Raw genomic sequence first — 21,523 nt, 5'->3', positions numbered from 1 at the left:
TTCGGGAAAGGTCCTACTTCACTTCTTCCAGTGCCTGATTCAAGGGCACGTAAAACTCTTTGAACAACGCGTCCACCGCTTCCTTGGCCTGGGGCGTGACAAACCCCGCCTCCAGCACCAGCACTTGGTAAACGCCGCGTTTGATCGCTTCGGCGCTCAAGCGCTCGGAATTTTCATTGGTGGTGCACAAAAACCGTACCCAGGACGTGAGGATGATCCACGCGTTGAGGGTCAGGGCTTCGGTTTGGATCGGGTCCATGTTGAGAATGCCGGCATCGACAAACCCTTGGTAGATAGCATTGCCTTGGGTCAGGCAACGCTGGGAAAACCGCCGGTAACCAGTGGCCAGTTCCGGGTCGCTCTCCAGCAGGTGTTCAAGATCGCGGTGCAGAAAACGGTAGCGCCACATGCCGGCCAGCAAGGCTTGCAGGTAGAAGCGTTTGTCTTGGACGGTAGCGGCGCGCCCCTGGGGCGGCCGCAGGAAGCTGTCCACCAGCGCTTCATACTCGCGGAACAGCACGGCGATGATCGCCTGCTTGTTGGGGAAGTGGTAGTACAGGTTGCCCGGCGAAATTTCCATGTGGGCGGCAATGTGGTTGGTGCTCACACTGCGCTCGCCCTGCTGGTTAAAAAGCTCCAGGCTGGTTTGCACAATGCGCTCGCTGGTCTTTACTCGTGGTGCCATAAGGGAATCAGCTTCTATACACGTGATGGGGCATCTTACGGCCTATCCTTGCCAGGATAAATCTGCATGTTGCCGCAATGTTATTTGACAATTTAGAGCAATGACTCTAAAAATCGACGCAGACCTATAACAATCGGGAACTGCGCCATGTCTGCCAACGTTGCCTACCTGCAAGATTCCCAGGCGCTGGATCAACTCCAACACCTGTTCGACGCCCAACAACGCGCCTATGCGGCCAACCCGATGCCCCCGGCCGCCCAGCGCCAGCAATGGCTCAAGGCCTTGCGCGATCTGCTGAGCGACGAACGCCAGGCGTTGATCAACGCCATCAGCCAGGATTTCAGCCACCGCAGCGCAGACGAAACCCTGTTCGCCGAATTGATGCCCAGCCTGCATGGCATTCACTACGCCAGCAAACACCTCAAAGGCTGGATGAAACCTTCCCGCCGCGCTGTAGGCCTTGCCTTCCAACCTGCGTCAGCCAAGGTCATCTACCAGCCGTTGGGCGTGGTGGGCGTCATCGTGCCGTGGAACTACCCGCTGTACTTGGCCATCGGCCCGCTGGTCGGCGCACTGGCTGCCGGTAATCGGGTCATGCTCAAGCTCAGCGAATCCACCCCGGCCACCGGCGAACTGCTGAAAAAGCTGCTGGCGAAAATTTTCCCCGAAGACCTGGTATGCGTGGTGCTCGGCGAGGCCGAAGTGGGCATGGCGTTTTCCAAATTGCGCTTCGATCACCTGCTGTTCACGGGCGCCACCAGCATCGGCAAGCATGTGATGCGGGCGGCGGCGGAACACCTCACGCCAGTGACCCTGGAGTTGGGCGGCAAGTCGCCAGCCATCGTCTCCGCCGATGTGCCGCTCAAGGACGCCGCCGAACGCATCGCCTTCGGCAAAGCGCTGAATGCCGGGCAAACCTGCGTCGCGCCGGATTACGTACTGGTGCCGGAGGATCGTGTTGAGGGTTTCGTCGAGGCCTACACCAAGGCCGTGCGCGGGTTTTATCCGACTCTGGCCGACAACCCGGACTACACCGCCATCATCAACGAACGACAGTTGGCCCGACTCAACGCCTACGTAAAGGACGCCACCGACAAAGGCGCCACCCTGATCCCGCTGTACGACCAGGGTCAGGCCCGGCGTATGGCCCACAGCCTGTTGCTGAACGTCAGCGACGAAATGACCGTGATGCAGGACGAAATCTTCGGCCCGGTGTTGCCCATCGTGCCCTATCGCGGCCTCGACCAGGCCTTCGCCTACATCAACCAGCGCCCTCGTCCGCTGGCCCTGTACTACTTCGGCTACAACAAGAGCGAACAGAACCGCGTGCTCCACGAAACCCACTCCGGCGGCGTGTGCCTGAACGACACCCTGTTGCATGTGGCCCAGGACGACATGCCATTTGGCGGCATTGGTCCCTCCGGCATGGGCCACTACCACGGGCATGAAGGTTTCCTCACGTTCAGCAAAGCCAAGGGTGTGCTGGTGAAGCAGCGCCTGAACGCGGCGAAGTTGATCTACCCGCCCTACGGGAAATCCATCCAGAAGTTGATCCAAAAGCTGTTCGTTCGCTGATACCGCCACCCACGGGATAACAATAACAATGAACCCTAGCCTCACTGATACACCCGCGCTGTCACGGCGCGGCGTCTTGAAAATCGGCCTGTGCGCCAGCGCCTTCCTGGCCACCGCCGGGCTCGGCGCCAGCCTCAGCGGTTGTTCCAGCAGTACGCCGGCCAGTGGCTTTGCGATGTTGCGCAGCAGTGATTTGCCGTTCCTGCGCGCAGTCATCCCGGTGTTGCTGGAGGGCGTGGCCAGCGCCCAGGAAGTGGCCAGCGGGATCGAAGACACGCTTAAAAAACTCGATTTCAGCCTGCAGCGCTTGTCGCCGGAGATGTTCAAGCTCACCCAGCAGTTATTCGACGTGCTGGGGATGGGCATCACCCGTGGTCCGCTGACGGGGATTTGGGGGAGTTGGGAAAACGCCAGTACCGAACAGATCCGCAACTTCCTGCACCGCTGGGAAAACAGCTACCTGAACCTGCTGCGCATGGGCCAGGGCTCATTGCTCAAGTTGGTGATCATGGCGTGGTACTTCCAGCCGGCATCGTGGGCGCATTGCGGCTATCCGGGCCCGCCAAAGATCTGAGATTGATAACCCTCCCACAGGGGATTTGCAGTGTTTTTCTGAACTCAACTTCGTATAAAAACAAGAGTGCACACCTATGCCCGTACCCGACCTATTCCGCGACGGCCTGGCCCGTGGCTGGAAGACCCACAATGGCGCCGCCCTCGACAGCGACCTGACCCTCGAAGCCGACGTCGCGATCATTGGCAGCGGTGCCGGTGGCGGCACCACGGCCGAGATCCTCAGCGCCGCCGGCTACAAAGTGCTGCTGATCGAAGAAGGCCCGCTCAAGACCAGCAGCGATTTCAAACTGCTGGAAGACGAGGCCTACACCAGCCTGTATCAGGAAGGCATTGGGCGCATGAGCAAGGACGGCGCGATCACCATCCTGCAAGGTCGGGCTGTGGGCGGCACGACCTTGATCAACTGGACTTCCAGCTTTCGCACACCCGACGCCACCCTTTCCCACTGGGCCAGCGAATATGCGGTGAAGGGCCACAGCAGCGCAGAAATGGCGCCTTGGTTCGAAAAGATGGAACAGCGCCTGGGCATCGCGCCCTGGGCCATGCCGCCCAACCCCAATAACGACGTGATCCGCAAGGGCTGCGAAAAACTCGGCTACAGCTGGCACGTGATTCCACGCAACGTGCGCGGTTGCTTCAACCTCGGTTATTGCGGCATGGGTTGCCCGGTCAATGCCAAGCAGTCGATGTTGGTGACGACTATTCCGTCCACCCTGGAAAAGGGCGGCGAGTTGCTGTACCTGGCCCGCGCCGAGCGCTTGAAATACAGCGGCGACACCATCAGCAGCCTGGAATGCGTGGCCATGGACGCGCTCTGCGTGGCGCCGACTGGCCGCAAGATCACGGTGAAAGCCAAACACTACGTACTCTCCGGCGGCGGCATCAACAGCCCGGCGTTGCTGATGCGCTCAGACGCTCCGGACCCGCACTCGCGGGTGGGCAAGCGCACCTTCTTGCACCTGGTGAACTTCTCGGCGGGGTTGTTCGACGAGGTGATCAATCCGTTCTACGGCGCGCCGCAGTCGATCTACTCCGATCACTTCCAATGGCAGGACGGCACCACCGGTAAAATGTCGTACAAGCTCGAAGCCCCGCCCCTACACCCGGCGCTGGCCAGCACCCTGCTGGGTGGCTACGGCGAGCAGAACGCCCTGGACATGAGCCAACTGCCCAACACCCACGCCATGCTCGCCCTGCTGCGAGACGGCTTCCACCCTGACAGCCCCGGCGGCACGGTGGATTTGCGCGGCGACGGCACGCCAGTGCTCGACTACCAGGTGTCGGACTACGCCTGGGACGGCCTGCGCCGTGCATTCCACAGCATGGCCGAGATCCAGTTCGCGGCGGGCGCCAAGTCGGTCAAGCCGCTGCACCACGATGCGCGTTATGTGAAAACCCTCGGCGAAGCCCGCACGATGATCGAAGGCCTCAACCTGGAGTTGCACCGTACGTGCCTGGGCAGCGCCCATGTGATGGGCGGTTGTGCGATGGGTGAAGACCCGAAAAACGCTGTGGCCGACAGCCTCGGCCGCCACCACCAATTGCGCAACCTGTCGATCCACGATGGGTCGTTATTCCCCACCAGCATTGGGGCTAACCCTCAATTGTCGGTGTATGGATTGACCGCCCAACTGGCGACAGCTTTGGCCGAACGTCTGAGAACAGCGTGAAAAACGCGGTATTCGCGATGTCTATAGTGCTTTCTTCTGCATAAGTTGACTTGGCCGACCGGATTGGCTGCGATACCATCCGGTTCCCCAACGGACTCCGCCAGGACGACGCGATGAACCGAGTGTTGTACCCAGGTACCTTCGACCCGATTACCAAAGGCCATGGCGATCTGGTCGAACGCGCCTCTCGCCTGTTCGACCACGTGATCATCGCGGTCGCGGCCAGCCCCAAGAAAAACCCGCTGTTTCCCCTGGAACAGCGCGTGGAGCTGGCGCGTGAGGTCACCAAGCACCTGCCCAATGTGGAAGTGGTGGGCTTTTCCACGTTGCTGGCACACTTCGCCAAAGAGCAGAACGCCAATGTGTTCCTGCGCGGCCTGCGTGCGGTGTCGGACTTCGAATACGAATTCCAGTTGGCCAATATGAACCGCCAACTGGCACCAGACGTGGAAAGCCTGTTCCTCACCCCGTCGGAGCGCTACTCGTTCATTTCCTCGACGTTGGTCCGTGAAATCGCTGCTTTGGGCGGAGATATCACCAAGTTCGTGCACCCTGCCGTGGCTGATGCGCTGACGCTGCGTTTCAAGAAGTAAGCCTCACTGTGGCGAGGGAGCTTGCTCCCGCTGGAGTGCGCAGCGCTCCCAAGATTTGGGGCCGCTACGCAGCCCAGCGGGAGCAAGCTCCCTCGCCACAGAGGCTGCGCTCGTCGCTGGGGTTTGCCACAGGCTCGCACTGCGGGCGCCAATGCGGCACAATTGCGCGCATTAGTTTTCAGATGCCCTGGCTGACAGCCCTGGCAGGAGTTTCCATGTCCCTGATCATCACCGACGATTGCATCAACTGCGACGTCTGCGAACCCGAGTGCCCGAACGCTGCCATTTCCCAAGGTGAAGAGATCTACGTGATCGACCCTAACCTGTGCACGCAGTGTGTCGGCCACTATGACGAACCCCAGTGCCAGCAGGTATGCCCGGTGGATTGCATTCCATTGGATGAGGCTCATCCGGAGACGGAAGAGCAGTTGATGGATAAGTACCGCAAGATTACTGGCAAGGCTTAAGGCCTCATCGGGGGCAAGCCCCCGATGGCTATGTCAGCCATCACACAGCAATCAGCTCTGGCACTTGGGACAAAACACACTCGCTCGCTGCCCCAGCACCACATTGCGCAGCTCAGTCCCGCACACCTTGCACGCCTCGCCGCCCCGGCCATAGACAAACAGTTCCTGCTGGAAATACCCCGGCTGCCCATCTCCACCGATAAAGTCCCGCAACGTCGTGCCGCCGCGCTCAATAGCGGCGGCGAGCACACGCTTGATCTCAATCGCCAGCTTCAAATACCGCGCCCGGGAAATACCACCGGCCTCACGACGCGGATCGATCCCCGCCGCAAACAGCGCTTCCGTCGCATAGATATTGCCCACCCCCACCACCACCGCGTTGTCCATGATGAACGGCTTCACCGCCATCGAACGGCCACGGGACAGTTGGAACAGACGCTCGCCATCAAACAGGTCGGTCAACGGCTCCGGCCCCAGGCGAATCAGCAGTTCATGATTGTGCGGGTCCTGGCTCCAGAGCATCGCGCCGAAACGACGCGGGTCGGTGTAGCGCAAGGCCAAACCCGATTCCAACTCGATATCCACATGCTCATGCTTGGCTGCCGGCATGCCGACCTCAACCAGCCGCAGATTGCCCGACATGCCCAAGTGGCTGATCAAGGTGCCCACTTCGGCATTGATCAGCAGGTACTTGGCGCGCCGCTCCACCAGCACGATGCGCTGCCCGGACAGGCGCACATCCAAATCTTCCGGGATCGGCCAGCGCAAGCGCCGCTCGCGCACCACCACACGGCTGACGCGCTGGCCTTCCAGGTGTGGCGCGATTCCGCGGCGGGTGGTTTCGACTTCGGGTAACTCGGGCATGCGTACCTCTATAAAGAAGGGTCAGTGGGCGCCCAGCTCGCGGATCGACAGCTTCATGCTTTCGAAGTCGTATTCCGACAGGCCCACGTAGTCCAGCACCATGGCACCAATGGCATTCCACTCATGGTCCACCGCCTGGTTGCCCAGCACGCGGTAGGACGAGCAAATGTGCTCGGCCATTTTCAGGATCGCCAGCAGGTTTTTAAGCTGCGGGTTGCGTGACGACTCATCGCTGAAAATCGCCAGGGCGTTGTGGTGGTTGGCAATGGCGTCGGTCACATGCTCCGGCAGGCGCCACGACTTGGCCGTGTAGTAGCCGACCACCGCATGGTTGGTGTTGAACGCATTGTTCTCGGTGTCGACCACGCGGCAGTCCGTGCCGGCATTGGCGTAAGCCTCTTCCAGCACGGACATGTAATTGGGGAAGCGCTTGAGCATCAATGGCACGCCACAATCGTGGAACAGGCCCAATGCGTAGGCTTCGTCCACCGCTTGGGAGCCGGTGCGCTTGGCCAGGGTGAGGCAGGTCATGGCCACGTCCTGGGCGGTGTCCCAGAAACGGTTGAGGGTGACGATGGTGTCATCGCTCATCTCGCCCTTGATCGACTGCGCGTTGATCAGGTTGATGATCGAACGGCTGCCCAACAGGTTCACCGCGCGCTGGATCGAGGCGATCTTGTTGCTCAGCCCGTAATACGGCGAGTTGACGATCTTGAGCAAAGCGCCGGACAGGCCTGGGTCCTGGGAGATCAACCGCGCGATCACTTCCAGGTCCGGGTCGGGCATGTATTGCTCCATCTGCAGATCCACCATGATCTGCGGTTGGGGCGGTACGCTGATGCCTTGCAGGGCCTGTTGGATCTGTTCGGCGGATAGCTCTTGGGACATAAGTACTTACTCTGGACTAGGCGGGGATTCTAACCCCGATGGCAATCTGACCGACACCTCAAAAACCTGAATGCAAACTCATACTGTGGCGAGGGAGCTTGCTCCCGCTGGGGCGCGAAGCGCCCCCAAAAGCTTGCGACTGCTACGCAGTCGAGCGGGAGCAAGCTCCCTCGCCACAACAAGCCCGCTCCCACATGTCCGGCGGCGCCGCCAATTCCTACACAACACGGTATACTCCCGCTCTTTTTTCCGGAGCGACGTCATGTCCCTGCCAAGCCTGCGTCTCAAAGCCAACGCCGATCGTCGTTTGCGCAACGGCCACCTGTGGGTCTACAGCAACGAAATCGACGTGGCGGCCACCCCACTCCACGGCTTCCAGGCAGGTGACCAGGCTATCCTGGAAGCGGCCGGCGGCAAGACCCTGGGCATCGTGGCCATGAGCCCGAACAACCTGATCTGCGCCCGCCTGCTGTCGCGTGACATCAAGTTGCCGCTGGACAAGTCGCTGCTGGTACACCGCCTGAACGTGGCCCTGTCCCTGCGTGACCGCCTGTTCGACAAGCCGTTCTACCGCCTGATCTACGGCGATTCCGACCTGTTGCCAGGCCTGGTGGTCGACCGTTTCGGCGACATCCTGGTGGTGCAGATCGCCTCGGCGACCATGGAAGCCCATAAGGACGACGTGATCGCCGCACTGACCCAAGTGCTCAAGCCCAGCGGCATCCTGTTCAAGAACGACTCCGCCGCCCGCGACGCCGAAGGCCTCAACCGCTACGTCGAAACGGTGTTTGGCCTGGTGCCGGAGTGGGTGGCGCTGGAAGAAAACGGCGTGAAATTCGAAGCCCCGGTGATCCAGGGCCAGAAAACCGGCTGGTTCTACGACCACCGCATGAACCGCGCCCGCCTGGCCCCGTATGCCAAAGGCAAACGCGTACTCGACCTGTACAGCTACATCGGCGGCTGGGGTGTGCAAGCCGCCGCTTTCGGCGCCAGTGAAGTGTTCTGCGTCGACGCCTCCGCCTTCGCCCTCGACGGCGTAGAGCGCAACGCCGCGCTGAACGGCTTTGCCGAGAAGATGACCTGCATCGAAGGCGACGTGTTTGAAGCCTTGAAAGAACTGAAAGCCAGCGAAGAACGCTTCGACGTGATCGTCGCCGACCCACCGGCCTTCATCAAACGCAAAAAAGACATGAAGAACGGCGAAGGCGCCTACCGCCGCCTGAACGAGCAAGCCATGCGCCTGCTCAGCAAGGACGGCATCCTGGTCAGCGCCTCGTGCTCCATGCACTTGCCGGAAGATGATCTGCAGAACATCTTGCTGACCAGCGCACGTCACTTGGACCGCAATATCCAGCTGCTGGAGCGTGGCGGCCAGGGCCCGGATCACCCGGTGCACCCGGCGATTGCCGAGACGCGGTATATCAAGAGCATTACGTGCCGGTTGTTGCCGAATAGCTAAGTCTGTTCTCGCATGATGCTGCCCGACGGGTTCCGGGCAGCATCAGTTCCCCCCTTGAACGAAAGCAAACCTCTTCGTTTTTTGTACAAACTCAAAAACCATATACAGCTTCATCGTTACAGCAAATACAGACTACAACGTCACCAGAATTATCCTACGCCCCCCTGACTAGATAAATCCAAAACCAACGCCTAGCCTAGTTTCTGTCACGATCATTGTGCGTGACAGCCAACTAACTTAATGGAATGGAGAGTTTATATGAACGCAATCATCCTTGAGTCAAAAGCACTGGCAGCATTCGCACTGATTGGAATGCCTAAATAAGTCGTTGATTACGAGCTGGGTTGTACGCCAACCCAGCCCCAAGAACGGGGAGTAAACAATGCAAATAAATCCAAACTTATTTTTCCTAATCAAATCGCAACACCTTATCATCTGGAATTATAAAACCCATGAGCAGTTTGAGCTGGATCGTGCGCACTCGCAGCGTCTGATGGAGCTTATTTACGATCTATCTCTTTACGACCCTAAACTTGAGACCGACTCAACGTTCATTAACAACTCGATTATCCAACACGACACGCCAACATCAGACACCCAATGGGGTTGGGATGATTTATCGAGAATATTCCACATCGGCACAAAGGATTTATCAGACGCGGATCAGCCTACGGACAGTGTCAGTTGGGCAGCTCATTACCTGGCGCACTGTCAGAGCGTGATGCGCAGAAGCCCTCCTGATTCAAACCGGTTCGCCCATCTCCAAGCAGAAGACTTTATCAGCCTACCGCAACCCTCACCGGATGAATCTCTCAGAGCATACCCGTTACTGCAACACACGCTAATAAAACGGAAAACCTGCCGCACCTATTTGAACAAAAGCATTTCATTAGAAGACCTGAGTACGCTGCTCTACCTGTCGCTAGGGCACTTAAAAGAACGCACTCAAGACACCTCGCACTTAACGCCCCCTTCTTTCCGCGCTAGGCGAAGCAGCCCGTCAGGTGGCGGACTAAGCTCCAGCGAAGGTTATTTGTATGCGCACAACATAAGAGGCCTAAACCCCGGACTTTACTACTATCACCCAGCGCTACACGCACTTAGACTGATTCGTCGAACACAAGAGCCTCTGGGAAACTTCCTTAACGGCCAACATTTCATCGACAATCTTCCCTTTGGTATTTTCATTACATCGCGATTCGACAAGCTGTGGTGGAAGTACCCACACTCCAGGGCCTATCGAGTTGCCCTGATAGAAGCCGGGCACATCGCACAAACGACTCAGCTTATCTCAACCGCCATGGGGCTTAACACGTGGTTGTCCTCCGCCATCAACGACACGAAAGTCGAAAAATCCCTCGGCATACGGGACCTTAGAGAACAGTTAGTTCTTTTCGTAGGTGCAGGCTACAGCGATGGGCAGGTTTTCAGCGACGAGTTCGAAAAGCTTTTGATAACGAATTGAGACCCTGGCAACGCAGCCGTTTACAGCAGCCTTGGGAGGAGAGTTACTCCGTCTTTACTAATTGAGTTCTCGCCAACCAAGGCTAATATCGGCTTGCGGCCCCACTCTGGAAAACAAAAACAATGTCTGTGTCCTCCTGCCCGCCCTCACTTCGTGGCGAGATAAAACGTCAACAACTCTCCCGTTTCATCCTCATCACCTGCATTTCCCTGATCAGTTTTTTCCCGATCAATATCCTGCTGCCTTCATTCCCCGCCCTGTCCGCTTACTTCGATACGCCAACCGCCGACGTCGCGCTGTCCATCAGCCTGTTCACACTGGTTTTTTCGATCTCCCAACTGGTCGCCGGCCCGCTGTCGGATAAATGGGGGCGCAAGGAAGTGTTGATTGGCTGCATCACCCTGTCGGTCGTCGGCGCCATTGGTTGCGCACTGGCGCAGGACTATCTCAGTTTCCTGCTGTTTCGCAGCGTTCAGGCAATGGGGTGTGGGTTCTTTGTACTCGGCCACGCATTGGTAGAAGACCTGTTCGACGAACAAGATCGCGCCCGCGTGCGTCTCTATTACATGACGCTCAGTGGCTCGTTTGTCGCGTTGTCACCGCTGATCGGCTCCTGGCTGCAAACCACGTTCGACTGGCAAGGCAGCTTCTATGGTTTCGCGCTGATGGCGCTGGGCATGCTGATCCATGCGCTATGCATCCTGCCATCGAGGTCCGCCAGCCCGCACCGCGAGCCGGTGTCGATCATCGCCACCCTCAAGGCCGTCGCACGCAACCGGGACTTTCTGCGCTACTGGTGGATCGCCGCGCTGGTCTTCGCTTGCTACTTCGCGCTGATCAGCGTAACGCCGCTGATCTTCATGGACGCGCTGAGTCTCTCCGAATATCAATACGCGCTGGTGCTGATGGTGTACGGCGTGGCCTACCTGCTCGGCGGCGTTGTGGCGTCGTATTTGCAGAAACGCATCACGCTGTCGCGGCAGATCAACATCGGCCTCGGGCTACTCTGCGTCGCGGGTGTGCTGTTAACAGGGATCGTCATCTATGAAGCCATTACCACCGTCACCCTGCTGATCCCGATGCTGATCAGTGCCCTCGCGGTCACCCTGGTGCGACCCGCAGCCATTTCTGCGGCAATGTTGCTGTTTTCCAGCCGCGCAGGGACGGCGGCATCGGCGGGGAACAGCATCATGTTTCTCACCGCTGCCGTCAGCAGTGCTGCCCTTGCGCAAACCGGCTCCCACTTGTTGATGTCCATTGGTGTGAGCTTCATCGTTTTCGGACTTTGGGGTTGGCTAACGAATGCGCGGGTCAGCCGCAAATCAGTCCCACACGTCCCATAGCCACCCTCTTCACGGTTCCAGCCATTCCATCCAGCCTCCAGCGGTGTAGAATCGGCCCTATTCATCGCCAGTCATCCCCCGGCGGGTTTATGAGCTCAAGGCCAATGCGCACGGCGATCCCGTAACGTTTGCGGCAACTTCCGGACACCAGTGCCATTTTTCGGGTGTTCCAGACGTCAATAGAAGCTCACTCCCCTTAAGTACCTGATTAGTAGTACCTGATTAGCCGCCCGGAGTGCTCCATGCCAGATTACCGCTCGAAAACATCCACCCATGGCCGCAACATGGCCGGCGCCCGCGCACTTTGGCGCGCCACGGGGATGAAGGATGACGACTTCAAGAAGCCGATCATCGCGATTGCCAACTCGTTCACCCAGTTCGTACCGGGCCACGTCCACCTCAAGGACCTGGGCCAATTGGTCGCCCGCGAGATCGAACGTGCCGGCGGTGTAGCGAAAGAATTCAACACCATCGCCGTGGATGACGGCATCGCCATGGGCCATGACGGCATGCTGTATTCCCTGCCGAGCCGCGAGATCATCGCCGACTCCGTGGAGTACATGGTCAACGCCCACTGCGCCGACGCCATCGTGTGCATCTCCAACTGCGACAAGATCACCCCCGGCATGCTGATGGCCTCCCTGCGCCTGAACATCCCGGTGATCTTCGTCTCCGGCGGTCCAATGGAAGCCGGCAAGACCAAGCTCGCCTCCCACGGCCTCGACCTGGTGGACGCCATGGTCATCGCCGCCGATTCCAGCGCTTCTGACGAGAAGGTCGCGGAATACGAGCGCAGCGCTTGCCCGACCTGCGGTTCGTGCTCCGGCATGTTCACCGCCAACTCGATGAACTGCCTGGTGGAAGCCTTAGGTCTCGCCTTGCCGGGCAACGGTTCCACCCTGGCCACCCACAGCGACCGCGAGCAACTGTTCCTCAAGGCGGGCCGCACCATCGTCGAGCTGTGCAAGCGTTACTACGGCGAGAACGACGAGTCGGTGTTGCCGCGCAACATCGCCAACTTCAAGGCGTTCGAAAACGCCATGACCCTGGACATCGCCATGGGCGGTTCCACCAACACCATCCTGCACTTGCTGGCCGCCGCCCAGGAAGCCGAGATCGATTTCGACCTGCGCGACATCGACCGTCTGTCCCGCCACGTGCCGCAACTGTGCAAAGTCGCGCCGAACATCCAGAAGTACCACATGGAAGACGTGCACCGCGCTGGCGGGATCTTCTCGATCCTCGGTTCCCTGGCCCGTGGCGGCTTGTTGCACACCGACCTGCCGACCGTGCACAGCAAGTCCATTGCCGAAGGCATCGCCAAGTGGGACATCACCCAGACTGACGACGAAGCCGTGCACACCTTCTTCAAGGCCGGCCCGGCGGGCATCCCGACGCAAACCGCGTTCAGCCAGTCGACCCGTTGGGACACCCTGGACGACGACCGTGAAAACGGCTGCATCCGCAGTGTCGAGCACGCCTACTCCCAAGAAGGCGGCCTGGCCGTGCTGTACGGCAACATCGCGCTGGACGGCTGTGTGGTGAAAACCGCCGGTGTGGATGAGTCCATCCACGTCTTCGAAGGTCGCGCCAAGATCTACGAAAGCCAGGACAGCTCGGTACGCGGCATCCTCGCTGACGAAGTGAAGGAAGGCGACATCGTGATCATCCGCTACGAAGGCCCGAAAGGCGGCCCGGGTATGCAGGAGATGCTGTACCCGACGTCGTACCTGAAATCCAAGGGCCTGGGCAAAGCCTGTGCACTGCTGACCGACGGTCGTTTCTCTGGCGGTACGTCGGGCCTGTCTATCGGCCACGCTTCGCCGGAAGCTGCGGCAGGTGGCGCGATTGGCCTGGTACAGGATGGCGATAAGGTGCTGATCGACATTCCAAACCGCTCGATCAACCTGTTGATCAGCGATGAGGAACTGGCGGCACGCCGTGTCGAGCAGGACAAGAAAGGTTGGAAGCCGGTGGAGAAGCGTCCGCGCAAAGTCACCACCGCGCTGAAGGCCTACGCCCTGCTGGCCACCAGTGCCGACAAGGGTGCGGTGCGTAACAAGGCGATGCTTGACGGTCTGTAAGCTGCGCCCATAAAAATGCCCCGCCAAATGCGGGGCATTTTTTTGCCTGGCCAAAAGCCCTGGAACACTGAGGTCAACTGTGGGAGGGGCAAGCCCTATGCCAGTCAGTTAAGAGATGACTGGCGCAACACTGCCACTGTAGTGAGCGGGCTTGCCCCGCGCTGGGTGGCGAAGCCGCCCTAAACCCAGGCACCTCGGTGTATCAGTAAGACCGCGCCGGCAGGATTTGGGGCGGCTTCGCCACCCAGCGCGGGGCAAGCCCGCTCACTACAAAAAGCTGGTCGTCTCCCACATTGGCTCGATGTAGGGCTCTAGAACTGTGGCGTGTAGGTCATGGTAAACATCACATTGCGCGGATCACCATAGTAGTTACTGCCCCAATTCGCGTTATACGCCGGGATGTAGTACTTCTTGTCGAACATATTGTTCAGGTTCGCCGCGACGGTGAATTCCTGGTTGATCTTGTACGCCACCCGCGAATCCCACAGCGCATTGCCCGGCACGCTGAACGTGCGGTCGTAGGCAATGGTGCTACTTTGCGCAGTCACACCGGCGCCGACGCTGAATTTCTGCCAATCCCCCGGCAACTGGTAGTCACCCCAGACCTTGAGCAGGTGCTTGGGCGTCCAGGTGCTGAAGACCTTGCCTTCGTAGTCGTCGTCCTTGAGGAATTTGGTGGTGTTGTAGGTGTAGCTGGAGTTCAGTTGCAAGCCCGGCAGCACCTCGCCGCTCAAGGTGGCTTCGAACCCTTGGCTGCGGACTTTGCCCGAGGCTACCGAGCAGTACCAACCGTTACAGTTCAGTGGCCCGTTCAGGTCTTGGGCGGCGCGGTTTTCCTGATCGTAGCGGAAGACCGCGAACGAAGCGTTGAGACGACCATCGGCCAATTCGCCCTTGAGGCCTACCTCGTAGTTCTTGCCCTCGATGGGTTTGAGGATCGACTGGGAGGCGGTCAGGTTAGTCTGAGGCTCGAACGCGTCGGTGTAGCTGGCGTAGGCCGACCATTGTTCATTGAGGGCGTAGACCAGGCCTGCATACGGCGTAACCTTGCCGTTGGATTGGGTGCTGCTGCCTTCGGGGGCGCGGTACACACCGTTCGTGCCGCTCTGGCCGATATAGGAATAGTCATACCAACTGGAGCGCGCGCCGACGATCAAGGTCAGCGGGTCCAGCACTTTCACGCGCCAGGTGCCATAGATGCCTTTCTGACGGATGTCATACCAGCTCTTGGACCCCCACCCCTCCTGGAACAATTGATATTTATCCCGCTGCGGACGGTTGTGGTCGATATTGAAGATATCCGCACCCGGCGTTGCCGCCCGTGCCCACAAATCGTCGGTGGTGAGCTTGGAGTAGTTGGCGCCCAGCACCATTTCCTGCTGGAAGCCCAAGCCGTCAAACTTGCCGTTGACATACACATCCGCGCCACGGCTCTTGGTATTGAAGTCGGTGACCCAGTCGATATACCGCACGGTGCCACCACCATTGGGAATCTCATCCCACGTCGCCTGGTAGGTCGCGTCGTTGTGTTCATCCATCGCGACCAACGCCGCCTTTACCTTCCAGTCATCGTTGAAGCGATGCTCCAGGTCGGCAAACACCTGGGTCTGGTTGTTGACCGAGCGGTTCCAACTGGCGCCGACAAAGGTCGAGCGCGGCAGGCCGATGTCGCTGCCGTCTGCATAACGGGGCAACGACATGAAGTTGGGGCGCGAGTGCCCCTTCTGGTTGCTAATGCCGACGCCCACGGTGGTGTCGGGCGTAAAGTCGTAGTCCACCGCTGCGTAGACCGTCTGATTCCAGCCACCGACGTAGTCGACAAAGGAATTTGTGGTGTCGTAATCCGCCACAAAGCGACCACGCAACGTGCCTTCGGCGTTCATCGGGCCACCGACATCCACCTGAGTACCGTAGTGGTCCCAGGAACCGGCCTTGGCGGTGATGGTCACGGTGGGCGCCTGTTGGCCACGCTTGCGCACCAGGTTCATGGTGCCGCCGGGGCTGTTGGCGCCTTGTAGCAAGGCGGCCGGGCCGCGCAAGGTCTCGACGCGGTCATAGATCGCCATGTTTTCGGTGAGGTAGCTGCCCAGTGTGTAAGTGTTGCGCGGGATACCCACGCCATCGTATTGCAGGGTGCCGACCTCGAAGCCACGGGAGAAGATGAACATGCCGGGGCCGGGGGATTTGGTCGCGGTCAGGCCCGGTGTGCGCTTGACCACTTCGGACAGTTTGGTGGTGTTCTGATCGTCCATCTGCTTGCGGGTCATGACGCTGACCGATTGCGGGATGTCCTTGAGTTTCTGCTCGCCTTTACCGATGGTCACCGCGCCGGTGGTGTAGGAGCCTGTGCCTTCAGTGGTAGCGCCAAGGCGTTCAGCACTGATGGTGGTGGCGCCGACTTCGAGGGCGCCGCCGCTGGCTACGGGTTTTTCCAGGGTGACCGTGTCTGCGTTGATAAACGCAGCGTTCAGACCCGTGCCGCCCAGCAATTGCCCCAAGGCTTCACGCTGGCCCAGGTTGCCACGCACACCCGGCGACACCACGCCTTGGGTCAGCTCACCCGACACCAGCACCTGAATCCGCGTCACTGCCGAAAATGCCGCCAGCGCTCCGTCCAGGCTTTGCCCTGGAATATCGAAACGATAGGTCTGGGCCTGAGTGGTCTCAGCAGCCTGCAAATACAGCGGCGTGGTGCCGCAGGCCATGGAAATGGCCAGTGCCAGCAAGGGCCGTGCGGCGTATCGGTGTGCCATGGATGGTGCTCCCCGGTGCAAAAAGTCTGTGATCGGCGCCGCACTACTTGAGAGTGCTTACTATTTGCGCCTCAGTGATCAAGGACGACGGCCTGCGGGGAAACCCTGAAAATATTTTGAGAAAGTTGCGTTTACGACGCTTTGCCCTCGCGCAATACCAGTAAATAGGGGGTGTAGTGCTCGGCGCGCAGGTTGAGGGTGTATTCCAAGGCCTTGATCACCGCGTCGGGTTTGTCGATTTCAAATACGCCAGAAACCACGCGATTACGCAGCGCATCCCCCAGCACCAACGTCTTGCCTGGCCAATAGCGGTTCAACTCGCTGACCACTTCCGACAGCGGCTGCTGGCGAAACACCAGTTGCCGCTGGCGCCAGGCGAAGCCGCTGGCCGGGTCGAAACCGTGGACGTCGGCCAGGTGCTGGTCCTGATACTCCACCGCCAGTCCCGGCTCCAGGTAAACCGGCGTGCCGCTGCCGGCGCTGACCTGGACTTTGCCTTGGGCCACCTGCACCCGCGTCTGCGCATCACGCCGGGCCACACTGAACTGAGTGCCCACCACCTTGACCCAGCCTTCGCCGGACTGCACCACAAAGGGCCGTGCCGGGTCTTTGGTCACGCTGAAAAATCCTTCACCGCGCAGCAGGCGAATCTGACGTTCGCCGTCGCTCATACGTACTTGAATCGCGCTGTCGGTATTGAGTTGCAACCGGGAGCCATCGGCCAATTCGACAGTGCGCGATTCGCCGGTACCCGTGGCGTAGTCCGCGCGCAGGCGGTCGAGCCAGGGCGTGTGTTGCACGGTCAGCCCCAGCGCCAGCAACACGGCGGCAGCACAGGCCCAGCGGCGCGCCGGTTTGCGCCATGCAGCCTGTTCGGCACGACGGACAACCCGCGCCGGTTCACGCAGACCGCCAAGCAACACCTGCACTTCCTGCCACGCGTCATCCTGGGCCTGGCCTTGGCCGAGCCAGGTGGCGAAGGCGTCCATCTCGGCCGGGGTGACGTCCTCGGCTTGCAGGCGGAAATACCAGCCGGACGCTTCTTCAAATAACTCGTCGCCAGTAAGGGGGGCAGTCATGACCGACGTCCTTGTGTGTCGCAGGCAAGCCGCGTCTTGATGTAGGCGCGGCATTCGATCAAGGCGCGACGCAATTGGTATTCCACACTGCGCGGGGTGATCGACAGGCGTTCACCAATCTCGCGGTAGGAAAGTTCGTCGACATGATAGAGCAGGAAGATCTGCCGAGTCGCTTCGGGCAACGCCAGAATCGCGTCCTGCATCAGTTGCTCCTGCTGGTAAGCGGCCAATTGCTCGTCGGCGCCGGGGTTGCTGCACGGCAGTTCTTCACTGGGTTCACCCGCGTCCAGGCGCTCGCGGCGGATGGCTTGGCGCTGGTGATCACGCACCAGGTTGCTGGCGATGGTGAACAGGAAGGCTGGGAGGTTGTCGATCTTCTCCCCGGAGTCCAGGCGCGCCAGGCGCAGGAACGATTCCTGGGTCAGGTCGGCGGCCACCTGGGCACTGCCGGTGCGGCGAGTGACAAAGGCTTCGAGGGCTTTCTTCTGCTCCGCGAACAGGCGCGCGATCTGCGAATTCCAGGAGGACACAGCACTACCTTGAGAAGAACGAGGGGTTCAGGAGGTGCGCACGCTAGCAGAGGATGAGATTGGTTCGCAATTGATATCTATTTTTGCTGTAGCTTTTGCATTGCCCTAGAGGCAGCCATCGGGGGCAAGCCCCCTCCCACATTTTGACTGTGTGAACCCGATCAAGTGTGGGAGCTGGCTTGCCTGCGATAAGGGCGCCTCGGTCTTACTGGATCTCCTCCGGCTTCACAATCACCCAGTTCTTATCCGCCGTCACCGGCAACCCTTCCTTGGCCTGCGCCGCCGCATGCTTGGCCATCATGCCGTTGAGCTGGGTCATGTACTTGTCCTTGCGGTTGATCCACAAGTGCACGCCGCCCTTGGCGACATCCACATCGTGAAACAGCATGTAGCCATCGCTGGTCGGCGTATCACCGCCCACGATCACCGGTTTTTTCCACTCGTCAATGTAAGTGAGGATCGCCGCGTGCTTGCCGGCCATCCAGGTCGCCGGGGTCCACAGGTATGGGGTGAGTTCCAGGCCGAGGTTGGCCTTTTCGTCGTATTTGCCGGCGGCGATCTGTTTGCGCGCAGTGGTCAGCTCGCCGGTGGTGCGGTCCTTGAGCAGGGTGCTCACGCCGATGACGTTCTCGGGTTTGACGTTGTAGCCGTACTTCGGATCGGCAGCGACCATGCGCACCAGCTCTTCCGAAGCGGCGGTCATCACATACACCTCGATGCCGTTTTCCATCAGCTTGTTGTACAGCTCCTGTTGGCCGGTGAAGGCTTTCGGCGGCTGGACTTCGGATGTTTTCACCACATCGCCTTCGAAATAGCTGACTGGCACCGGTTTGCCGGACGCCATCAACTCATCCACCTGGACCTTGAGTTCCTTGAGGGTGAAGCCTGCAAACACTTGGGCGACCCACGGGTAGCAGACCATGTCGTCCACTTCGCAGAGGCGATAGTAGTAACTGAACAGACTTTCCTTATGGTCGGCGGTGTCTTTGAACGGCATAAGCTTGAGCGACGGATCGAGGCTGTCGCGGGTGATCAGGCCCTTGTTCTCCATATAGGGCAGCAGGGATTCTTCGAGGTCGTAGCGGTAGCTGGTGTCGTCCATGTCGAACACCGCATAGTTACCCTTGTTGGCGTTGGCGGCGATCATCGCGTTCAGTTGCTTGGCGGCGGGAGCCGGCCAGTGTTTCAACTCGGTGGCGGCCATGGTTTGGCTGGCGAGGCCCAGGCACAGCGCGGCGGCGAACAGTTGCGAAGCGAGCTTCATAAGCGTTTCTCCCTGAGTGAAAAGATCGACGCTAACAAATCCCGGTGTCAGTGGCATGCGCCAGAGCGTCCAGCGCTTATTCCAAAAACGACAGTCGCCATTCCATATTGTTATTAAATCATTATATTTCAAGCTGTTAGGCTTTCCGGTTCGCAATCGCTGGCTCACGCGATTGGCAGCCTCTTACGGAGCTTCAATGAATCTGCCCCTGATTCTCAACTTACTGGTGTTCGTGGCCCTGTTACTGGGCCTGGCACAAACCCGCCGCACAAACTGGAGCCTCGCCAAGAAGGTGTTGTTCGCCCTGGTGCTGGGCGTGGCATTCGGTGTGGCACTGCATTCGATCTACGGTGCCGGCAACCCGGTGCTCAAGGCCTCTATCGGCTGGTTCGATCTGGTCGGCAACGGCTATGTGCAATTGCTGCAAATGATCGTGATCCCGCTGGTGTTCGCGTCGATCCTCAGCGCGGTAGCGCGGCTGCACAACGCGTCCTCGCTGGGCAAGATCAGCTTCCTGACCATCGGCACCCTGCTGTTCACCACCGCCATTGCGGCGTTGATTGGTATCGGCCTGACCAACCTGTTCGGCCTCACCGCCGAAGGCCTGGTGGCCGGCACCCAGGAAATGGCGCGCCTGCAAGTGATCCAGAGTGATTACGCGGGCAAGGTCGCCGACCTGAATATCCCGCAGTTGCTGTTGTCGTTCGTGCCGTCCAACCCGTTCGCCGACCTGGCACGGGCCAAGCCGACGTCAATCATCAGCGTGGTGATTTTCGCTGCGTTCCTGGGGGTTGCCGCGCTGCAACTGCTCAAGGATGACGTGGAAAAAGGCCAGAAAGTCCTCAACGCCATCGACACCCTGCAAGCCTGGGTGATGCGCCTGGTGCGTCTGGTGATGAAGCTCACGCCGTACGGCGTGCTGGCGCTGATGACCAAGGTGGTCGCCGGTTCCAACCTGCAAGACATCATCAAGCTCGGCAGTTTTGTGGTGGTGTCGTACCTGGCCCTGGGCCTGATGTTTGTGGTGCACGGCCTGCTGTTGTCCCTGGCCGGGATCAACCCGCTGCGCTTCTTCCGCAAGGTATGGCCGGTGCTGACATTTGCCTTCACCAGCCGCTCCAGCGCCGCAGCCATCCCACTGAGTATTGAAGCGCAGACCCGTCGCCTGGGCATCCCGCAGTCCATCGCCGGTTTCGCCGCCTCGTTTGGCGCGACCATCGGCCAGAACGGTTGCGCCGGGCTTTACCCTGCGATGTTGGCGGTGATGGTCGCGCCGACCGTGGGTATCAACCCGCTGGACCCGCTGTGGATCGCGACCCTGGTGGCGATTGTGACCTTGAGTTCGGCCGGGGTTGCCGGCGTCGGCGGCGGTGCGACGTTTGCCGCGCTGATCGTACTGCCGGCGATGGGCTTGCCGGTGTCACTGGTGGCGCTGCTGATTTCCGTGGAGCCGCTGATCGACATGGGCCGTACGGCGTTGAACGTGAATGGTTCGATGACGGCGGGGGCGATTACCAGCCAGATCATGGGGCAGACGGATAAGGCGCTGCTGGATGCTGATGAGCATGCTGAATTAGCGCAGGCCTGATAGATAGCTATCGGGGCGGTGCGACGATTCGACAAGCCCCCTCCCACACTGACTGTGTTCACAAATCAAAATCTGTGAATACTGTCAAATGTGGGAGGGGGCTTGCCCCCGATGCTTTTAGGCTTTTTCCCAGACTTCGAAGTTATAAGCCGGCTTATCGCCTTCAGCCGGATTCTCCAGATTCGACACCAACTTCCACCGGTTCAAATCAAACTCCGGAAACCACGCATCCCCTTCCGGGCTCAACGCCACCCGCGTCAAATACAGGCGATCCGCCTGTTCCAGCCCCTGCGCATACAACTGCGCCCCGCCGATCAGCATCAGCTCATCCACACCCTGCGCCAGCGCCCATGCTTCGGCGCGTTCAACCGCAGCCTCCAGTGACGGAAAAACTTCCGCACCTTCAAGCGCCAGATCGGTCTGACGGCTGACCACCAGATTCAAGCGTCCCGGCAACGGTCGACCCAGGGAATCCCAGGTCTTGCGCCCCATGATGATCGGCTTGCCAAGGGTGGTGGCCTTGAAATATTTGAAATCCCCCGGCAAATGCCAGGGCATGCTGTTGTCGACGCCGATCACGCGGTTTTCACCGAGGGCTGCGATCAGGCTTAAAGGGAGAGTTTTTTTCATGGCGACGAGA

General features: G+C 59.7%; 18 protein-coding genes. 10 read left to right on the top strand and 8 right to left on the bottom strand.

Annotated features, from left to right (window positions below):
- Positions 1 to 13: 13 nt before the first annotated feature.
- Positions 14 to 685, bottom strand: coding sequence for a TetR/AcrR family transcriptional regulator (locus DYL61_RS14170; protein ID WP_135308833.1), 672 nt, complete (start codon positions 683 to 685; stop codon positions 14 to 16).
- Positions 686 to 832: 147 nt separating this feature from the next.
- Between DYL61_RS14170 and DYL61_RS14165 the strand changes: the two genes are divergently transcribed.
- The 5 genes from DYL61_RS14165 to DYL61_RS14140 all read left to right on the top strand — a co-directional run bounded on the left by DYL61_RS14165 (position 833) and on the right by DYL61_RS14140 (position 5,566).
- Entirely contained in the window at positions 833 to 2,260 is a 1,428-nt protein-coding gene (locus DYL61_RS14165; protein ID WP_135308832.1) for a coniferyl aldehyde dehydrogenase, read from the top strand.
- 28 nt (positions 2,261 to 2,288) lie between these two features.
- On the top strand, positions 2,289 to 2,834 hold the full coding sequence (locus DYL61_RS14160; RefSeq protein WP_135308831.1) for a twin-arginine translocation pathway signal protein: 546 nt from the start codon (positions 2,289 to 2,291) through the stop codon (positions 2,832 to 2,834).
- A gap of 76 nt (positions 2,835 to 2,910) precedes the next feature.
- The gene (locus DYL61_RS14155; protein WP_135308830.1) at positions 2,911 to 4,506 is read left to right on the top strand and encodes a GMC family oxidoreductase; all 1,596 of its coding nucleotides are present in this window, start codon (positions 2,911 to 2,913) and stop codon (positions 4,504 to 4,506) included.
- A gap of 113 nt (positions 4,507 to 4,619) precedes the next feature.
- Positions 4,620 to 5,099, top strand: coding sequence for a pantetheine-phosphate adenylyltransferase (gene coaD, locus DYL61_RS14150; protein ID WP_003176711.1), 480 nt, complete (start codon positions 4,620 to 4,622; stop codon positions 5,097 to 5,099).
- A 215-nt stretch (positions 5,100 to 5,314) separates the two neighbouring features.
- Positions 5,315 to 5,566 (top strand): YfhL family 4Fe-4S dicluster ferredoxin, encoded by a 252-nt coding sequence (locus DYL61_RS14140; protein ID WP_017734768.1) that lies wholly within the window; start codon positions 5,315 to 5,317, stop codon positions 5,564 to 5,566.
- Positions 5,567 to 5,617: 51 nt separating this feature from the next.
- Here the strand turns inward: DYL61_RS14140 and mutM are convergent, their stop codons facing one another.
- Both mutM and DYL61_RS14130 read right to left on the bottom strand, forming a co-directional pair.
- Positions 5,618 to 6,430 (bottom strand): bifunctional DNA-formamidopyrimidine glycosylase/DNA-(apurinic or apyrimidinic site) lyase, encoded by an 813-nt coding sequence (mutM, locus tag DYL61_RS14135; RefSeq protein ID WP_105697164.1) that lies wholly within the window; start codon positions 6,428 to 6,430, stop codon positions 5,618 to 5,620.
- 21 nt (positions 6,431 to 6,451) lie between these two features.
- On the bottom strand, positions 6,452 to 7,318 hold the full coding sequence (locus DYL61_RS14130) for an HDOD domain-containing protein (RefSeq protein WP_135308828.1): 867 nt from the start codon (positions 7,316 to 7,318) through the stop codon (positions 6,452 to 6,454).
- A 262-nt stretch (positions 7,319 to 7,580) separates the two neighbouring features.
- Here DYL61_RS14130 and DYL61_RS14125 point away from each other — a divergent pair, with 262 nt between their 5' ends.
- From DYL61_RS14125 to ilvD, 4 genes are all read left to right on the top strand, one after another.
- Complete coding sequence (locus DYL61_RS14125; protein WP_135308827.1) at positions 7,581 to 8,777, top strand: class I SAM-dependent rRNA methyltransferase; 1,197 nt, start codon at positions 7,581 to 7,583, stop codon at positions 8,775 to 8,777.
- Between the two features lie 382 nt (positions 8,778 to 9,159).
- A complete protein-coding gene (locus tag DYL61_RS14120; RefSeq protein WP_135308826.1) occupies positions 9,160 to 10,242 on the top strand; it encodes a SagB/ThcOx family dehydrogenase in 1,083 nt (360 codons plus the stop codon).
- Positions 10,243 to 10,364: 122 nt separating this feature from the next.
- Positions 10,365 to 11,585: an MFS transporter gene (locus DYL61_RS14115; RefSeq protein WP_135308825.1), complete on the top strand. Its 1,221-nt coding sequence runs from the start codon at positions 10,365 to 10,367 to the stop codon at positions 11,583 to 11,585.
- Positions 11,586 to 11,827: 242 nt separating this feature from the next.
- Positions 11,828 to 13,669 (top strand): dihydroxy-acid dehydratase, encoded by a 1,842-nt coding sequence (gene ilvD, locus DYL61_RS14110; protein ID WP_135308824.1) that lies wholly within the window; start codon positions 11,828 to 11,830, stop codon positions 13,667 to 13,669.
- A gap of 311 nt (positions 13,670 to 13,980) precedes the next feature.
- Here the strand turns inward: ilvD and DYL61_RS14105 are convergent, their stop codons facing one another.
- From DYL61_RS14105 to DYL61_RS14090, 4 genes are all read right to left on the bottom strand, one after another.
- Positions 13,981 to 16,422 carry a TonB-dependent siderophore receptor gene (locus DYL61_RS14105; protein ID WP_135308823.1) on the bottom strand — a complete coding sequence of 814 codons (2,442 nt, stop codon included), beginning with the start codon at positions 16,420 to 16,422 and terminating at the stop codon, positions 13,981 to 13,983.
- 131 nt (positions 16,423 to 16,553) lie between these two features.
- Complete coding sequence (locus DYL61_RS14100; protein ID WP_135308822.1) at positions 16,554 to 17,501, bottom strand: FecR family protein; 948 nt, start codon at positions 17,499 to 17,501, stop codon at positions 16,554 to 16,556.
- A complete protein-coding gene (locus tag DYL61_RS14095; protein WP_135308821.1) occupies positions 17,498 to 18,031 on the bottom strand; it encodes an RNA polymerase sigma factor in 534 nt (177 codons plus the stop codon). The genes DYL61_RS14100 and DYL61_RS14095 overlap by 4 nt, the downstream gene beginning before the upstream one ends.
- 205 nt (positions 18,032 to 18,236) lie before the next feature.
- Positions 18,237 to 19,295, bottom strand: coding sequence for a haloacid dehalogenase-like hydrolase (locus tag DYL61_RS14090; protein WP_135308820.1), 1,059 nt, complete (start codon positions 19,293 to 19,295; stop codon positions 18,237 to 18,239).
- A 196-nt stretch (positions 19,296 to 19,491) separates the two neighbouring features.
- Between DYL61_RS14090 and DYL61_RS14085 the strand changes: the two genes are divergently transcribed.
- Positions 19,492 to 20,883 (top strand): L-cystine transporter, encoded by a 1,392-nt coding sequence (locus DYL61_RS14085; protein ID WP_135308819.1) that lies wholly within the window; start codon positions 19,492 to 19,494, stop codon positions 20,881 to 20,883.
- A gap of 117 nt (positions 20,884 to 21,000) precedes the next feature.
- On the opposite strand, the gene DYL61_RS14080 is transcribed toward DYL61_RS14085, so the two are convergent.
- On the bottom strand, positions 21,001 to 21,513 hold the full coding sequence (locus tag DYL61_RS14080) for a dihydrofolate reductase (RefSeq protein WP_135308818.1): 513 nt from the start codon (positions 21,511 to 21,513) through the stop codon (positions 21,001 to 21,003).
- Positions 21,514 to 21,523: the final 10 nt, after the last annotated feature.

Source organism: Pseudomonas nabeulensis (genome assembly GCF_004682045.1).
In the GTDB taxonomy this organism is placed as follows: Bacteria; Pseudomonadota; Gammaproteobacteria; order Pseudomonadales; family Pseudomonadaceae; genus Aquipseudomonas; species Aquipseudomonas nabeulensis.
Note: the sequence above shows the minus strand (reverse complement) of the source record. Positions and strands in the feature narration are given on the sequence as shown.

Bases quoted from the DNA above. Each gene is read 5' to 3' on its own strand.
- DYL61_RS14170 (WP_135308833.1), bottom strand. From the start codon at position 685: ATGGCACCACGAGTAAAGACCAGCGAGCGCATTGTGCAAACCAGCCTG.
- DYL61_RS14165 (WP_135308832.1), top strand. From the start codon at position 833: ATGTCTGCCAACGTTGCCTACCTGCAAGATTCCCAGGCGCTGGATCAA.
- DYL61_RS14160 (WP_135308831.1), top strand. From the start codon at position 2,289: ATGAACCCTAGCCTCACTGATACACCCGCGCTGTCACGGCGCGGCGTC.
- DYL61_RS14155 (WP_135308830.1), top strand. From the start codon at position 2,911: ATGCCCGTACCCGACCTATTCCGCGACGGCCTGGCCCGTGGCTGGAAG.
- coaD (WP_003176711.1), top strand. From the start codon at position 4,620: ATGAACCGAGTGTTGTACCCAGGTACCTTCGACCCGATTACCAAAGGC.
- DYL61_RS14140 (WP_017734768.1), top strand. From the start codon at position 5,315: ATGTCCCTGATCATCACCGACGATTGCATCAACTGCGACGTCTGCGAA.
- mutM (WP_105697164.1), bottom strand. From the start codon at position 6,430: ATGCCCGAGTTACCCGAAGTCGAAACCACCCGCCGCGGAATCGCGCCA.
- DYL61_RS14130 (WP_135308828.1), bottom strand. From the start codon at position 7,318: ATGTCCCAAGAGCTATCCGCCGAACAGATCCAACAGGCCCTGCAAGGC.
- DYL61_RS14125 (WP_135308827.1), top strand. From the start codon at position 7,581: ATGTCCCTGCCAAGCCTGCGTCTCAAAGCCAACGCCGATCGTCGTTTG.
- DYL61_RS14120 (WP_135308826.1), top strand. From the start codon at position 9,160: ATGCAAATAAATCCAAACTTATTTTTCCTAATCAAATCGCAACACCTT.
- DYL61_RS14115 (WP_135308825.1), top strand. From the start codon at position 10,365: ATGTCTGTGTCCTCCTGCCCGCCCTCACTTCGTGGCGAGATAAAACGT.
- ilvD (WP_135308824.1), top strand. From the start codon at position 11,828: ATGCCAGATTACCGCTCGAAAACATCCACCCATGGCCGCAACATGGCC.
- DYL61_RS14105 (WP_135308823.1), bottom strand. From the start codon at position 16,422: ATGGCACACCGATACGCCGCACGGCCCTTGCTGGCACTGGCCATTTCC.
- DYL61_RS14100 (WP_135308822.1), bottom strand. From the start codon at position 17,501: ATGACTGCCCCCCTTACTGGCGACGAGTTATTTGAAGAAGCGTCCGGC.
- DYL61_RS14090 (WP_135308820.1), bottom strand. From the start codon at position 19,295: ATGAAGCTCGCTTCGCAACTGTTCGCCGCCGCGCTGTGCCTGGGCCTC.
- DYL61_RS14085 (WP_135308819.1), top strand. From the start codon at position 19,492: ATGAATCTGCCCCTGATTCTCAACTTACTGGTGTTCGTGGCCCTGTTA.
- DYL61_RS14080 (WP_135308818.1), bottom strand. From the start codon at position 21,513: ATGAAAAAAACTCTCCCTTTAAGCCTGATCGCAGCCCTCGGTGAAAAC.